Source organism: Pseudomonas sp. SAR267, assembly GCF_052077595.1.
Classification (GTDB): Bacteria; Pseudomonadota; Gammaproteobacteria; order Pseudomonadales; family Pseudomonadaceae; genus Aquipseudomonas; species Aquipseudomonas vlassakiae.
Genome location: NZ_JBQIHU010000001.1, coordinates 732,400 through 747,553 on the forward strand (window position 1 = coordinate 732,400; position 15,154 = coordinate 747,553).

The following is a 15,154-nucleotide window of genomic DNA, read 5'->3' on the forward strand; positions in this document are numbered from 1 at the left end:
CCATGGGGCCCTGAGCATTCGGAGCCGTTCCCATGTCGCAATCGTTGTTACCTTTCATGCTTTTCGCCCTGGTCTCGAGCATCAGCCCGGGGCCGACCAACCTGCTGATCCTCGCCCACGGCGCCCGGCAAGGCCTGCGCGCAAGCCTGGCACCGATACTGGCGGCCTGTGGTGCGGCGGCAACAATCGTGTTGCTGGTCGGCCTGGGGCTGGGTGAGGCGCTGCTGCGCCATCCAACAGCCCAGCAGGCGATGAGCTGGGCCGGGGTGCTGTGGTTGAGCTGGCTGGCCTGGCGCATGTTGCGCAGTGCCGGCGAGCCGCTGGATACGGCAGGCGGCAAGCCGTTCGGCGCAGTCAGCGCAGCATCGTTGCAGGTGGTCAACCCAAAGGTGTGGATGATGGCAGTGGCCGTGATTGGCGTGTTTGCGGCGCCGACGCTGCCGGTGTGGCAATTGGCCCTGGTGTTTCTGCTGATTGCCGTGCCGTGCATGGCGGTGTGGGCCCTGTTGGGGGTAGGTAGTGCGCGCTGGTTGCAGGCGCCTGGGCGGTTGCGGTGGTTCAACCGGGGCTTGGCAGGGTTGCTCCTTGTTTCCGCATGGGCGGCCGTGCTGAGCTGAGAGTTGATATGCCTGCGCTGGCCTCTTCGCGGGTAAACCCGCGAAGAGGCCGGTGCGGTTCTTCAATGACTCAGGGCCTCGCGGAATCGCCGGGTACTGGCCACTGCCAGCAGCAACCCGACCACCGCCACACTGCCGCCAACCATGCCGATATCGGCCACGCCCATCTGACTGCTGACGATACTGCCCAGCAACGCCCCGCCACCGATGCCGATGTTGTAGATGCCGGAGAACAGCGCCATGGCCACGTCGGTGGCATCGGACGCCAGCTTCAGGGTCTTGGATTGCAGCGCCAGGCTGAAGCTGAGAATCGCCACGCCCCAGAACATGCTCAACGCCGCAAACACATAGAAATCGCCCGACAGCGGCAGCAGCAACAGCAGGCAAGCCGCCAGCACCCCGATCGAACCCACCAGGAACCCATGCGGGTAACGGTCGCTGTAGCGGCTGAACAACAGCGAACCGAACACGCCAGCGCCACCGAACAACAGCAACAACAGCGTGGTGCGCTCACCACCGATCTGCGCCACGTGCAAGGCAAAGGGCTCTATGTAGCTATAGGCAGTGAACTGCGCGGTGATCACCAGCGTCACCAGCAGGTAGGTAATCACCAGCGCCGGGCGCTTGAACAAAATCGGCAGGCTGCGCAGTGAACCGGAGTTCTGGCTCGGCAGCAACGGCAGCGACTTCATCAGGCACAGCATGGTCACCAGCGCCACCGCGGCAATGCTGAGGAAGGTGATGCGCCAGCCCAGCGCTTCGCCCACCACGCGCCCCAACGGGATGCCCAGCACCATCGCCAGGGTCGTGCCCGTCGCCAGCAATCCCAGGGCCTTGGCCTGCTGGCCCGGCGGCGCCACGCGCACGGCCAGCGACGCGGTGATGGCCCAGAACACGGCGTGGGCCAGGGCGATACCGATGCGGCTGACCAGCAGCATGGCAAAGCTTTGCGACAACCACGACAGCAGGTGGCTGATGATGAACACCAGGAACACCAACAGCAGCAGGCGCCGGCGCTCGATGTTGCGGGTAAGCAGCATCATCGGCAGCGAAGCCAGCGCCACCACCCAGGCATAGATGGTCAGCATCAGGCCGACCTGCGCGGTGGTCATGTCGAAGCTGCGGCCGATGTCGCTGAGCAGCGCTACCGGGACGAACTCGGTGGTATTGAAGATGAAGGCCGCCAGGGCCAGGGCAATCACGCTCAGCCAGCTGCCAGCACCCGCGGTCGGCGGCAGGTTGGTGGGGATGGGTCCGTTCATGGGCTGGAATCTGTTCTCCGCAGGCAAGGCGAAAGGACGCGCGTCAGGGGCCAAGTATCGGCCGCGCTGAGGCACGGGTTTGTTATTGGAAGGATTGCCCGCATGGTACGCGTCACGCCGGGGCCTCACAACCATGGCAGCATTGGGGGATGCCTGTTGTGGAAAAGTGTGACAAGGCGCTGATCGTGCAATCCTGCACCGCCCTCTTCGCGGGTAAACCCGCTCCCACAGGAATAGCACTCAGCCTGAGGCAAGCGCAGTACCTGTGGGAGCGGGTTTACCCGCGAAGAGGCCGGTGCAGGCTAACGGCTGGTTCAGCCCTGCAGGGTGGCCATGTCGATCACGAAGCGGTACTTCACATCACCCGCGATCATGCGCTCGTAGGCTTGGTTGATGTTGCGGATGTCGAGCATCTCGATGTCGCAACGGATGTCATGGGCGGCACAGAAGTCCAGCACTTCCTGGGTTTCGGCGATGCCGCCAATCAGCGAACCGGCCAGCACCCGACGCTTCATCACCAGGTTGGCGGCATGCACGGCCGGGTCGATCGGCTCGATCAGGCCCACCAGGATGTGCACGCCGTCGAACTTCAGGGTCTCCAGATACGGATTGAGGTCGTGCTGCACCGGGATGGTGTCGAGCAGGAAGTCGAAACGGCCCGCCGCCGCGCGCATCTGTTCGGCATCGGTAGACACGATCACATGGTCGGCACCCTGGCGGCGGGCTTCCTCGGCCTTGGCCCGGGAGCGGGTAAACAGGGTCACTTCGGCGCCCAGGGCCTTGGCCAGCTTGATGCCCATATGGCCCAGTCCGCCCATGCCGAGGATGCCGACCTTGTGGCCGGGGCCGACGCCATGGTGCTTGAGCGGCGAGTAGGTGGTGATGCCTGCGCAAAGGATCGGCGCCGCGCTGGGCAGGTCCATGCCAGCCGGGATGCGCACCACGAAGTGCTCGCTGACCACGATGCTGCTGGAATAACCACCCATGGTGTTGCTGCCATCGACCCGGTCCGGGGTGGCGTAGGTCATGGTCGGGCCTTCGATGCAGTACTGCTCCAGGTCCTTGGCGCAGGCCTCGCAGTGGCGGCAGGAGTCGACCATGCAACCGACACCGACCAGGTCGCCGACCTTGTGCGAGGTGACCTGGTCACCCACCGCAGTGACCCGGCCAATGATCTCGTGGCCGGGCATCAGCGGGTACACGGCGATGCCCCATTCGTTGCGCGCCTGGTGGATGTCGGAATGGCAAACGCCACAGTAGAGGATCTCGATGGCGACGTCGTCCGGGCGCGGGGCGCGGCGCTCGAAGGTCATGGGGGCCAAGGGGCTGGTCGGGGTTTGGGCGGCATAACCGATGGCGGTGTACATGCGGGACCTCACAGGGAAGTGAAACGATTCAGGCTGCGCATTCTGCTCGTCCTCGCCCGGCCCGCACACGGCTGATTCTCCGGCATCCATGCCTGATTCTCCGAACCTGCCAGCGACCATCTGGCGCTGGCCTGCCGATCTGCGATGATGCGACTGTCTGATTCTCTGCCCAGGTTCCTCATGCAACTGACCCGCCACGTCGATGCCAACGCCCCGCTGTGCTCGCTGATCCGCAGCCTGGCCACCCGCCCGGGTTTCGTACCCACGCACCTGCCCCAGGTACAGGTGCTGAGCTGGGACCACTATGTGGCCAGCAGCCCGCAGATCTACGAGCCGAGCCTGATGATCCTGGCCCAGGGCAGCAAGCTGGCGCGCCTCGGCCCGCGCACCCTGGAATACGGCGCCGGCCATTATCTGGTGCAAGCGCTGTCGGTACCGTTCATGTGCGAAACCTTTGCCACCACCGACGAGCCGCTGCTGGGCGTGGCGGTGGACATCGACCGCGCTGTACTGGGTGAACTGGTGCAAAGCATGGCCCTGGCACCCGACCCTGCAGTGCAGGCGCAAACGCCACAGTCGATGACCTCGGCGGCGCTCGATGCACCGATGCGTGAGTCGGTGGAGCGTCTGCTGCAGTGCCTGCAAGACCCTGTGGACGCCAAGGTGCTGGGCCCGGCGCGAGTACGCGAGGTGCTGTACACCGCGCTACGCGGCCCCCAGGCCGGGGTGCTGCGCGCGCTGGTGGAACAGCAAGGGCACTTCGCCCGGATCGGCGCGGCGCTCACGCACCTGCGCGAACATTACACCGAGCAGCTGAGTGTCGAGGCACTGGCCGCCTGCGCCAATATGAGCGTATCGACCTTCCATGAGCACTTCAAACGCTGCACCGACATGGCGCCGATGCAGTACCTCAAGCGCCTGCGCCTGCTCAAGGCGCAGCAGATGCTGATCGGTGAGGGGCTCGGGGTGGCACAGACGGCGCATCGGGTGGGCTACCAGAGCACTTCGCAGTTCAGCCGCGAGTACAAGCGCCAGTTTGCCCGCAGCCCAGGGGATGAACTGCCCTACCAGAGCCTGCCGGTGTGACCTGCACATCGGTATCGCACGGCTCTTGTGAAAGCGGGTTCACCCGCGAACACCGGCAAGGCCGGTGCCATCCACCGCGTCGCCTGCTTCGCGGCTAAAGCCGCTCCCACAGGTATCGCAGCGCTCTTGCGGACATTGTTCACACAGAGATCGCATCAACCTCTGGAAACGAGCCGAGCTATTACGCCAGCGGCCACTGCGCCAGCGGCCAGTAACGGCCCTTGCGCGATTCGTACAGAGTGAAATGCCGGGCGCTGAGAGGGAACTCGGGCGCTACGGCCGCCTCCGGGGCCTGGCCACGAAAGTCCCGTGACAGCGTCAGGTGCGGACGGTACTCGCGGGCCTGTTCTTCGAAGCCCATCGGCAACAACGCCTGCTGCAAGCCATAGACCAACTGGCGCAAGGCGGCGGGGGTTTCCTGCGGCTCCAGCACCAGCACATTGGCGCGCTGCCAGGTATTCAGCTGGTCCAGCAGCAGGCGCAACGGCGCAACCGGCCGCGCCAGGTTGTCCACCGCCGCGCAGATGGCCGGCACCTGCGCCGCATCCACATCACCGAGAAACAGCAAGGTCAGGTGGAAGTTTTCGCTCGGTACCGGCTTGCCACTGCGCAGGTTCAGGCCACGCCGCCACTGGCTGATCGCACGGCGTTGGGCGTCGCTGACCGGCAAGGCGAAAAACAACCTTTTGAATGGGGTGCCACTCGGGCGAATGTCCTGAATCATGTGAACTCCATCACGTGAAACGTTTTTTCACGCTTAAGGGCCTTACACCAATGTCGCCCCGCATTAACGTAACAATAAGTACAAACTGCCCCCATGATTGTTTATGCTGGCGAGCTTATGCCATGGCGCATGGCCATTTTTCGACAAGTAAACGTCCATGAAAATCGCACTCGTACTGATCTTCGTCCTCTCGATCGCCTATGTTCACCTGCGCGGTCGGGTACGCCACAAGCTGACCCGTCAGCTGGGCGACCATTCCAGCTTCCTGGCCCCGGTCAACAGCTTCCTGTACCTGTTCTCCAAGCACCCGGCCAAGCCTTATCTGCCGGTCGAGGCGTTCCCCGAACTGCAGCCACTGATGGACCACTGGCAGGAGATCCGTGCCGAAGGCCAGCAGCTGCTGCACGTGGGCGAGATCAAGAAGTCCGACAATTATGACGACGTCGGTTTCAATTCGTTCTTCAAGACCGGCTGGAAGCGCTTCTACCTGAAGTGGTACGGCGAAAGCCACCCCTCGGCGATGACCCTGTGCCCGCGCACCACCGAGCTGCTGCAAGGCATCGGCACGGTCAAGGCGGCGATGTTCGCTACCCTGCCACCGGGTGCCAAGCTGGTCCGTCACCGTGACCCGTATGCCGGCTCGTACCGCTTCCACCTCGGCCTGGACACGCCGAACGATGACGGTTGCTACATCGATGTGGACGGCGAGAAATACTCCTGGCGCGACGGCGAGGGCGTGGTCTTCGACGAGACCTACATCCACTACGCGGCCAACACCACCGAGCACAACCGCATCATCCTGTTCTGCGACATCGAACGCCCGCTGAAGTACCGCTGGGCCACCGCGTTCAACCGCTGGTTCAGCCGCAACGTCATGGCCGCCGCCGCAGCGCCCAACGACGCCGGCGACAAGACCGGCGGCATCAACCGCCTGTTCACCCGCATCTACAAGATCCGCGAACGTGGCAAGGCGCTGAAGAAGCGCAACCGCATGCGCTACTACCTGGAGAAGTGGTTGGTGGTCGCCGCCCTGGTGCTGGTGTTCGTCTATATCTGACCGACACGTTGGCCATTGCAGAAGCGGCCTTTTCTGGCCGCTCAATGCTGGCCAGCACTAAAGTACAAGTCTCGCCTCCCGCGCTTCGACTAGCATGAAAGCTCCACTCGCAACCTTACCAAGGTGAAGACGATGAGCATGATGGACTGGGACGCCTACCGTAAGCAGTTGATGGCCGGCATCGGCGATCTCAAGCAATTGTCCCCCGACACCGTGGCCGGCTACATGACCGCCAGCGGCGCGGGTGCCAAGACCAACCACCTGGACGCCAAGACCCGCGAACTGATCTCCCTGGCCGTGGCCGTCACCACCCGCTGCGACGGCTGCATCGCCGTGCACTCACAGCAAGCCGTCAAGCACGGCGCCACCCGTGAGGAGATCGCCGAGGCGCTGGGTGTAGCCGTGGCGATGAATGCCGGGGCCGCACTGGTCTACTCGGCCCGCGCCCTGGATGCGGTGGGCAAGGCCAACGGCTGAAGCCCGACGGCGTCGCCGCCCTTGCGCGACGGCGCCGCGCCACCCAGACTTGGCGGCCTAGCCATTGCAGGAACCGCCATGATCCACATTCGCCCCATGACGCCCGACGATTTCGAGCGTTTCTGGCCGACCTTCCAGGCCATCGTCCAGGCCCGCGAAACCTACGCCTTCGACCCCGAGCTGACCGTCGAGCAAGCTCGCCAGCTGTGGCTGCAACAGCCACTGCACACATTGGTGGCCGAGGAAGACGGCGCGCTGCTCGGTTCCTACTACCTCAAGGCCAACGCCGCAGGCCCCGGCGCCCATGTCGGCAACTGCGGCTACATGGTCTGCGAGGCCGCCCGTGGCCGTGGTGTGGCCCGGCTGATGTGCGAGCACTCGCAGAAGCTGGCACGCCAGGAGGGCTTCCTGGCGTTGCAGTTCAATTCGGTGGTGGCGAGCAACGAGGTGGCGGTGGCGCTGTGGACCCGGCTCGGCTTCGAGACCGTGGGCCGCCTGCCCAAGGCCTATCGCCACGCGCGCCTGGGGTTGGTCGACTGCCTGGTGATGTACAAGTGGCTGGCCGATGAGCCGGTGGTGGAGAAGCCAGCGCTGCTGATCGGGCGCAAAAACATCGAGGCTCGGGTGTCGCGCCGACGTGGGCGCTAGCCGGTAAGGCCTTTTCGCGACTGAAGCGCGAAAAGGCCGATCCTGCTCAACGCTGTCTCAGAAGGCCAGGCCAACCTTGAAGCCAAATTCGTCACGCTTGAGCTTGGTGTTGTCCGCCACTGGCGAATCCTCATCGAGCTTGTACTCGGTGCGGGTGTAATACACGCCCGCCTGCACCGGCATGCCGCCCTGCTGGTTCATCAGCAGCGTGACTTCGGCATAAGGGTTGGTACGGTCTTTCATGTCCACCGTGTCGCTGCCAAAATCATCCACCTTCAACCGTGCACGCCCGTCGATGGTGTGACGCGCGCCCACTTCCACACGCAAGGTGGATGCATCGAACTGATGGTTGTAGCCCAGCGCCGCCTTGGCGAAGGGCGATTTGTAGGTGAGCTTGGTATCGAGGTCGTTGATCTCGGGCTCGAAGCGGGTCCAGCTGTAGCCACCGCCCACGATGACATCGACGAAGTTGCGCGCATCCAGCGCCGCGCGCCAGCCAAGGTCAAGGTCGGCTTGCGCCTCCTTGAGCTTGTCGTCGTTCTTCTTGCCGTATTTGGCTTCGACGCCGGCTTGGTAGATGAAGCCCGATTCAGCGGTGAGCTTGTTACCGAACGTGGCAAACACACCACCTTGGCCCATGTGCTCCTTGTCGGAATCACTGCCACCTTCGAACTTGAATTTGTTGTATGCACCCAACAGGCCGACGCTGAACAGCGGCTCAGTGCTGGGCGCAGCGCTTGCCAACAATGGGCTGCCGAGCAAAGCGAGGAGGCAGGATTGGCGAAGCAGATTACGGGTGAACATACCTGAAGTCTCCATGACAGTAATACGAATGACTAACGAGCGCTTCGAGGCAACGCCGCGCAGAAAAGTTCGAAAAAAATTCAGGGAGTACTCTTAAAGAACTGATTCGCCGTTATTTTCCGATGCTGCGACATTTGACGAGGCAGTGTCGGGATGTTCAGATACGCGGCAGTTTCAGGTGTCCTGCGCCGCCGTGCGCAGGGTGAAACGGGAAGCCGGTGCGTCGTGGTCCACGACAAGTCCGGCGCTGCCCCCGCAACGGTAAGCGAGCGATGCCTTCGACACACCACTGTGCACCAGCATGGGAAGGTGAAGGACTCATGACCCTCGCAAGCCCGGAGACCGGCCTGAAGCGTCACTTGGCAACCCGCGGTGGGCGGGCGCAGGCCGGTATCCGCGTGCGCCTGCGTACGGGGTGCGCCTTTGCGTGTTTTCCACCGGGATCCATTCATTCCTGCAGCAGTGGAACGACATGTCCCGACTCATCAAGCTTCACCCCCTGGCGGCCTGCCTGGCCGTTACCCTGCCGGCCCTGGCCGACGAACCTGTGCTGAACCTCCCCTCCACGGCCATCACCGATACCCGTGACCCACAGCGCGTCGACCTGGCCACGCCGACCGAGGCCGGTTCACGGCTGCACCTCAGTGCCCTGGAAACACCGGCCAGCACCAGCAGCATCACGGCCGCACAGATCGAACAACGCAACAACCTCACCGTGCAGGACGCCGTGACCCGCTCGCCCGGCATCACCTTCATCGGCAACCCGGGCGATGGCGGTACAGGCCTGTCGGCGCGCGGATTCACCGGCCATGGCTCGGTGATGACCCTGTTCGACGGCGCGCGCCTGTACACCGGAGCCGGTACCCAGACCTTCCCGGTCGACCCGTGGATGGTCGAGCAGATCGACGTGATCCGCGGCCCGGCTTCGGTGCTTTATGGCGAAGGCGCGACCGGCGCGGTGGTCAACGTGATCCCGAAAAAACCCTTCGCTGGCGACATCCACAACCGCCTGCGCCTGGGCTACGGCTCCTGGGACCGCCAGCAACTAGGCCTGGACAGCGGCGGCAGCCTCAGCGAGCGGCTGAGCTATCGCCTGACCCTGAACCAGCAGGCCGGCAACGGTTGGGTCGACCGCACCGACTCGCGCAGCCTGGCCCTCAGTGCCGCGCTGCGTTTCGATGCCAGCGACGACCTGAGTTTCACCCTCGCCCATGAGCGCGGTGACGCCCTGCCGGCCAACTACTACGGCACGCCGCTGATCGACGGGCATTACCGCAGCAGCCTGCGCAAGAACAACTACAACGTCCAGAACGACGTGCAGCGCTACCACGACGAGTGGACCCGTTTCACCACCGACTGGGCGATCAATGACCAGCTCAGCGCCACCAACCAGCTCTACTACATCAAGAGCCGTCGCCACTGGCGCAATGCCGAGAACTACAGCTGGGACGCCGACCGCGAGCAACTGGAGCGCCAGAGCTACCTGGAGATCAAGCACAACCAGGAGCAGATCGGTGACCGCCAGACCTTCACCTTCGACCACCGCCTGCTCGGCCTGGCCAGCAAGACGCTGGTCGGTGTCGAATTCAACAAGGTGCGCTTCAACGTCGACAGCAATCGGCCGTACAACGACGTCGGCGGCGACTACATCGACCCGTGGCAGCCGACCCCGGGCTGGTTCCACAGCGCCTCGCCAACACGCCCGCAAACACTGTCCACCACCCACACCTTCGCCCTGTTCGCCGAGAACAGCCTGCAGCTCACCGAGCGCCTGTCGCTGGTGACCGGCGTGCGCCGCGACCAGAACCACATCGACCGCGACAACCTGATCGATGGCAGCCGCAGCGACCGCAGCCTGCAAGGCGGCAACTGGCGGGCCGGGCTGGTGTTCGCCGTCACCGACGACCTGTGGCTGTATGGTCAGTACTCCACCAGCGAGGACGGGGTGGATAATCTGGTCAGCCTCAGCCCGACACAGATGCACTACGACCTGACCGAGGCGAAGCAGACCGAGCTGGGCCTCAAGCAGCGCTTCTGGGAAGGCCGTGGCGAATGGACGCTGGCGGCGTTCCATATCGTCAAGAACAAGCTGCTGGTGGATGACCCGATCACCCACGAGGCGCAACAGGCCGGGCAGCAGACCTCCGACGGCCTGGAGGCGTCGCTGGAGCTGGCCCTGGGGCAGCAGTGGCAGCTGTCGGCCAATGCGTCGCTGGTGCGGGCGCAGTACGATGATTTCGACGAAGTGGTCGAAGGCGTAGCCCAGGACCGTGCCGGCAACCGCCCGGCCAACGTGCCACGGCGCACGGCCAACCTGTGGTTGACCAAAGGCTTCGGCCAGCAGGTCGAGGCCGGGATTGGCGCACGCTATGTGGATGAGCGTTATGCCGACACGGCCAATAGCCAGAGTGCGCCGGGGTACACCGTGGTCGATGCCAACATCGGCTGGCAGGTGCTGCCGGATGTTCGGCTGGGGTTGCAGGTGAACAACCTGTTCGACCGGGAGTATGTGGCATCGGTGTTCAGTGGCGAGCAGTGGGTGATGGGCGCGCCAAGGTCCTACTTCGCTACCGTGGATTACACCTTCTGACTTGAACCGCCTGTCCCGGCCTCTTCGCGGGCAAGCCCGCTCCCACAGGATTTCCACTCATTTGAAAAGGGTGGTGAACCTGTGGGAGCGGGCTTGCCCGCGAAGAGGCCGGCACAGGCAACATAAAAAACACTATCAGAAGCCAACCAAATAGTTATAGGATAACGTTTCATTTGACATTCATTCCTGCTTGCGACCGCCTTCCATGACCAGCGCCTCAGCCACCCCCACCCTGCTCACCCAGCGCCTGCAGAGCATCGATGCCCTGCGCGGCCTGGTGATCCTGCTCATGCTCCTCGACCACGTGCGCGAAACCTTCTTCCTGCACCGCCAGGTCAGCGACCCGATGGCCATCGATGCCACCGACCCTTCGCTGTTCGCCAGCCGTACCCTGGCCCACCTGTGCGCACCGGTGTTCGTCCTGCTCACCGGCCTGTCGGCCTGGCTGTATGGCGAGAAGTACCGGGGTCGCAGCGATGTGTCGGCGTTTCTGTTCAAGCGCGGGCTGTTCCTGGTGGTGCTGGAATTCACCCTGGTCAACTTCGCCTGGACCTTCCAGCTGCCACCGAGCGTGGTCTACATGCAAGTGATCTGGGCCATCGGCGTGAGCATGATCGCCCTGTCGCTGCTGGTGTGGCTGCCGCGTCCGGCCCTGCTCGCCGTGGGCGCGCTGATCATCGCCGGCCATAATCTGCTCGATGGCCTGCACTTCGACGCGCAATCAGCCCTGCATGTACCGTGGGCGATCCTGCATGACCGCGGCTGGCTGGAGGTCTCGGAGAACCTGCGCCTGCGCACCTCCTACCCGGTGCTGCCGTGGATCGGCGTGATCGCGCTGGGCTACGGCCTCGGTCCGTGGTTCGGGCGTGGCAGCGATGCCGGCGAGCGCCAGCATCGCCTGCTGATGGCCGGCGTCACCGCCCTGCTCGCCTTCATGGTGCTGCGCCTCTACAACGGCTACGGCGAAGCGCCGTGGAGCGGCTACCCGGCGCTCACCCAGACGCTGATGAGCTTCTTCAACATCACCAAATATCCGCCCTCGCTGCTGTTCCTGGCCCTGACCCTGGGTTGCGGCCTGCTGTTGCTGCGCGCCTTCGAGCGTGCCGGGCTTGCCCGCTGGGTCAGCGCCCTGGCGGTGTTCGGCGCAGCGCCGATGTTCTTCTACTTGCTGCACCTGTATGTGCTCAAGCTGCTGTACCTGGCCTGTGTGGCGCTGTTCGGCCTCAACCAGGGCGACTACTTCGGCTTCGACGGCATCGGCGCGGTGTGGCTGGCCGCGCTGCTGCTGGCGGCGGCGCTGTACCTGCCGGTGCGCTGGTTCGCCCGGCTCAAGGCGCGCCGGCGCGACATCCACTGGCTGAAGTACTTCTGATTCAGCGTTTCACCCGGCGGCCGGATGGTCTACCATGCCGCCCGCCGGTTTCCACCACGGAATTAATAGGGAATCCCGGGCCCGCCCAACCCGGCGTGCCAATCGGAACTGCCCCCGCAACTGTAGGTGCCGAGCCTGCTCCATCGATGCCACTGGACCTGGTCCGGGAAGGCCGGAGCCGGGCGAGGACGCACCAGTCAGGAGACCTGCCGGCCTACATTCACCAACCGGCGGGGTGTCCGGGATGGCCATCCGTCTTGCCCCTGCACGTGCAGGGCTGCGGCGATGCCTGTCCGTGCGTTCCTCACCAGAACTGTCCGACAGGAGATCGCCCAGCATGCTGCCCCGTATCGCCACCTTGCTCGCCGGCCTGAGCCTCACCGGCCTGGCTCAGGCTGCGGCCACCCTTTACCCGCTGACCGTCGACAACTGCAGCGCGCCGCAGACCTTCGCCCAGGCGCCTGAGCGTGCGGTCACCATCGGCCAGGCCGGCACCGAGATGCTTTACGCCCTGGGCCTGGGCGACAAGCTGGCCGGCACCTCTTTGTGGTTCAACAACGTCTTGCCCGAATACCAGGCAGTGAACGACAAGGTACCGCGCCTGGCCGACAACGAGCCCAGCTTCGAAGCCGTGGTCGGCAAGCGCCCGCAACTGGTGGCGGTGCAGTTCGAGTGGATGGTCGGCGCCCAGGGCGCGGTCGCCACCCGTGAACAGTTCCGCGAACTGAACATTGCCACCTACCTGCTGCCCTCGGACTGTGAAGGCAAGGACAACCTGGTCGGCGCCGACGGCACCCGTCTGCAGGCATTCCAGGTCGACAGCATCTACAAGAGCATCAGCCAGCTGGCCGAGATCTTCGACGTACAGGACCGCGGTGCCGCGCTCAATGCCGACCTCAAGGCACGCCTGGAGGGTGCCCGGCAGCAACTGGCCGGCAAGGACCTGTCGCAGACTTCGGCAATGTTCTGGTTCTCCAGCGCCGACCTCGGCATCGACCCTTATGTTGCGGGCCGCCAGGGCGTAGCCGACTTCATGCTGCGCACCCTGGGCGTGCGCAACGTGGTCGAGTCGACTGAAGAATGGCCAACCGTAGGCTGGGAAACCCTGGCCAAGGCCAACCCGACCTGGCTGATCATCGCGCGCATGGACCGCCGCCGCTACCCCGCCGATGATTACCGGAAAAAGCTCGAATTCCTCCGCCACGACCCGGTGACGAAGCAGATGGATGCGGTAAAGAACAACCGCATCATCATCCTCGACGCCGACGCCATGCAGGCCGGGATCCGCCTGTTCCGCGGCCTGCAGACCTTGTCCGCGGCCTTCGCCAGCGGTAAAGCAGCGCCATGATGAAAGCTTTGCCCTACAGCGCCCTGGCCCTGCTGGCCTTGCTCGCGGCCGTGCTGGCCGGTACGGCCATCGGCGAAACCAACCTGCCGCCACAGGTGGTCTACCAGGTGCTGGCCAACCACCTGTGGCAGGCCGGCTATCCGGTCGACCCGATCGACGCCGGCATCGTCTGGAACTACCGCCTGACCCGCGCCCTGGTCGCTGCCGCTTGCGGGGCGGGGCTGGCGACCTGTGGGGTGATCCTCCAGGCGCTGCTGCGCAATCCGCTGGCCGAGCCCTACCTGCTCGGGCTGTCCGCCGGCGCATCGATGGGCGCGGTGCTGGTTGGCCTGCTGGGCCTGGGCAGCGTCGCCCTGAGCATGTCCGGCGGCGCCTTCATCGGTGCCCTGGCGGCCTTTTTGCTGGTGCTGGTGCTGGCCCGTGCGGCCGGGCCGAGCAACAACCACGCGCAGGTCATCCTCGCCGGTATTGCCGGCTCCCAACTGTTCACCGCCATCACCGCTTTGCTCATCACCAAGTCGGCCACCGCCGAACAGGCACGCGGCATCCTGTTCTGGCTGCTGGGCAACCTCAGTGGCGTGCGCTGGCCGTCGGTGTGGCAGGCATTGCCCGTGGCGCTGTTCGGCCTGGCGGTGTGCCTTTGGCACCGTCGGGCGCTGGATGCCTTCACTTTCGGCGCCGACTCGGCAGCTTCGCTGGGCATCGCCGTACGCCGCACGCAATTGCTGCTGATCAGCTGCGCGGCACTGGTAACGGCGGTGATGGTGTCGATCGTCGGCGCCATCGGTTTCGTCGGCCTGGTCATCCCCCACGCCCTGCGCCTGCTGCTCGGCCCCGGTCATAGCCGCCTGCTGCCGGCCAGCGCGCTGGGCGGCGCGTTGTTCCTGATTGCTGCCGATGTGCTGTCGCGCACGCTGATTGGCGGCCAGGTGATTCCAGTCGGCGTGGTCACCGCATTGATCGGCGCGCCCGTGTTCGCCCTGATCCTGGTCAGCCGCCGGGGGCGCCCATGAACATCATGAACAGCGCGCACGTCGCGCCACTCGCCTGCAGCGGGCTGGGCCTGCAACTGTCAGGCACCAGTGTGCTGAGCAACATCGACCTCAGCGTGGCGGCCGGTGAAACGCTGGCTATCGTCGGCCCCAACGGTTCAGGCAAATCGTCCCTGCTCAAATTGCTGGCCGGGCTGCGCACGCCGAGCAGCGGCAACGTGCAGCTGCTCGGCGAGCCCCTGGCGCGCCTGCCGCGCCGGCGCGTCGCCCAGGCGTTGGCGCTGGTCGAGCAACAGGCCGACACCCTCGACGCGATCAGCGTGTTCGACGCCGTCGCCCTGGGGCGCACACCCTGGCTGTCCGCGCTGGCGCCGTTTTCCCGCGAAGACCGGGCCATGGTCGAACAGGCCCTGGCCGACCTCGACGCCACGCACCTGCGTGAACGGTCCTGGAGTTCGCTGTCCGGCGGCGAGCGCCAGCGCGTGCACATCGCCCGCGCCCTGGCCCAGCGCCCGCAGGTACTGCTGCTCGACGAACCGACCAACCACCTCGACATCCAGCACCAGCTGAGCCTGCTGCAACAGGTGCAGGCGTTGCCGGTGACCACCCTGGTGGCCCTGCACGACCTCAACCAGGCGCTGACCTGCGACCGTGTGGCAGTGCTCGACCAAGGCCGCCTGGTAGCCCTCGGCAAGCCGCTGCAGGTGCTGACCCCCGAGCGCCTGCTGAGCACCTTCGGCGTGCATGCCCACTACCTCACCGACCCCTTCGACGGCGCACGCATCCTGCGTTTCCGCGCCCCCTGAACCA

At 65.0% G+C, this 15,154-nt stretch carries 14 protein-coding genes and 2 riboswitches; of the genes, 10 read left to right on the plus strand and 4 right to left on the minus strand.

Going from position 1 to position 15,154, the window contains the following annotated elements; translation table 11 throughout:
• Window positions 1–32: 32 nt before the first annotated feature.
• Window positions 33–617, plus strand: a complete 585-nt coding sequence (locus ACTORR_RS03795; RefSeq protein ID WP_054886370.1) for a LysE family translocator — start codon at window positions 33–35, stop codon at window positions 615–617.
• A 62-nt stretch (window positions 618–679) separates the two neighbouring features.
• Here the strand turns inward: ACTORR_RS03795 and ACTORR_RS03800 are convergent, their stop codons facing one another.
• Both ACTORR_RS03800 and calA read right to left on the minus strand, forming a co-directional pair.
• Window positions 680–1,879: a sugar transporter gene (locus tag ACTORR_RS03800; protein WP_099813444.1), complete on the minus strand. Its 1,200-nt coding sequence runs from the start codon at window positions 1,877–1,879 to the stop codon at window positions 680–682.
• Between the two features lie 314 nt (window positions 1,880–2,193).
• A complete protein-coding gene (gene calA / locus ACTORR_RS03805) occupies window positions 2,194–3,246 on the minus strand; it encodes a vanillin reductase (RefSeq protein ID WP_313365630.1) in 1,053 nt (350 codons plus the stop codon).
• 180 nt (window positions 3,247–3,426) lie between these two features.
• On the opposite strand from calA, the gene ACTORR_RS03810 reads away from it, so the two are divergent.
• Entirely contained in the window at window positions 3,427–4,332 is a 906-nt protein-coding gene (locus ACTORR_RS03810; RefSeq protein ID WP_099813443.1) for an AraC family transcriptional regulator, read from the plus strand.
• Window positions 4,333–4,513: 181 nt separating this feature from the next.
• On the opposite strand, the gene thpR is transcribed toward ACTORR_RS03810, so the two are convergent.
• On the minus strand, window positions 4,514–5,056 hold the full coding sequence (gene thpR, locus ACTORR_RS03815; RefSeq protein ID WP_099813442.1) for an RNA 2',3'-cyclic phosphodiesterase: 543 nt from the start codon (window positions 5,054–5,056) through the stop codon (window positions 4,514–4,516).
• A 157-nt stretch (window positions 5,057–5,213) separates the two neighbouring features.
• Here thpR and lpxO point away from each other — a divergent pair, with 157 nt between their 5' ends.
• The 3 genes from lpxO (at window position 5,214) to ACTORR_RS03830 (ending at window position 7,238) form a co-directional block, all read left to right on the plus strand.
• Complete coding sequence (gene lpxO / locus ACTORR_RS03820; protein WP_099813441.1) at window positions 5,214–6,113, plus strand: lipid A hydroxylase LpxO; 900 nt, start codon at window positions 5,214–5,216, stop codon at window positions 6,111–6,113.
• Window positions 6,114–6,245: 132 nt separating this feature from the next.
• Entirely contained in the window at window positions 6,246–6,590 is a 345-nt protein-coding gene (locus ACTORR_RS03825; protein WP_054886376.1) for a carboxymuconolactone decarboxylase family protein, read from the plus strand.
• A gap of 78 nt (window positions 6,591–6,668) precedes the next feature.
• Complete coding sequence (locus ACTORR_RS03830; protein ID WP_054886377.1) at window positions 6,669–7,238, plus strand: GNAT family N-acetyltransferase; 570 nt, start codon at window positions 6,669–6,671, stop codon at window positions 7,236–7,238.
• 57 nt (window positions 7,239–7,295) lie between these two features.
• On the opposite strand, the gene ACTORR_RS03835 is transcribed toward ACTORR_RS03830, so the two are convergent.
• Window positions 7,296–8,042 carry an outer membrane beta-barrel protein gene (locus ACTORR_RS03835; protein WP_054886378.1) on the minus strand — a complete coding sequence of 249 codons (747 nt, stop codon included), beginning with the start codon at window positions 8,040–8,042 and terminating at the stop codon, window positions 7,296–7,298.
• Between the two features lie 159 nt (window positions 8,043–8,201).
• Window positions 8,202–8,407: riboswitch (cobalamin riboswitch) on the plus strand.
• Between the two features lie 107 nt (window positions 8,408–8,514).
• Here ACTORR_RS03835 and ACTORR_RS03840 point away from each other — a divergent pair.
• The 5 genes from ACTORR_RS03840 to ACTORR_RS03860 all read left to right on the plus strand — a co-directional run bounded on the left by ACTORR_RS03840 (window position 8,515) and on the right by ACTORR_RS03860 (window position 15,150).
• Window positions 8,515–10,632 (plus strand): TonB-dependent receptor, encoded by a 2,118-nt coding sequence (locus ACTORR_RS03840; protein WP_313365631.1) that lies wholly within the window; start codon window positions 8,515–8,517, stop codon window positions 10,630–10,632.
• A gap of 205 nt (window positions 10,633–10,837) precedes the next feature.
• Window positions 10,838–12,004, plus strand: a complete 1,167-nt coding sequence (locus tag ACTORR_RS03845; protein ID WP_441343550.1) for a DUF1624 domain-containing protein — start codon at window positions 10,838–10,840, stop codon at window positions 12,002–12,004.
• Between the two features lie 28 nt (window positions 12,005–12,032).
• Window positions 12,033–12,232, plus strand: a riboswitch (cobalamin riboswitch).
• A gap of 109 nt (window positions 12,233–12,341) precedes the next feature.
• Entirely contained in the window at window positions 12,342–13,352 is a 1,011-nt protein-coding gene (locus tag ACTORR_RS03850) for an ABC transporter substrate-binding protein (RefSeq protein WP_313365161.1), read from the plus strand.
• The gene (locus tag ACTORR_RS03855; RefSeq protein WP_313365160.1) at window positions 13,349–14,365 is read left to right on the plus strand and encodes a FecCD family ABC transporter permease; all 1,017 of its coding nucleotides are present in this window, start codon (window positions 13,349–13,351) and stop codon (window positions 14,363–14,365) included. The genes ACTORR_RS03850 and ACTORR_RS03855 overlap by 4 nt, the downstream gene beginning before the upstream one ends.
• The gene (locus tag ACTORR_RS03860) at window positions 14,362–15,150 is read left to right on the plus strand and encodes an ABC transporter ATP-binding protein (protein WP_262108420.1); all 789 of its coding nucleotides are present in this window, start codon (window positions 14,362–14,364) and stop codon (window positions 15,148–15,150) included. The genes ACTORR_RS03855 and ACTORR_RS03860 overlap by 4 nt, the downstream gene beginning before the upstream one ends.
• The last annotated feature ends 4 nt before the right edge of the window (window positions 15,151–15,154 follow it).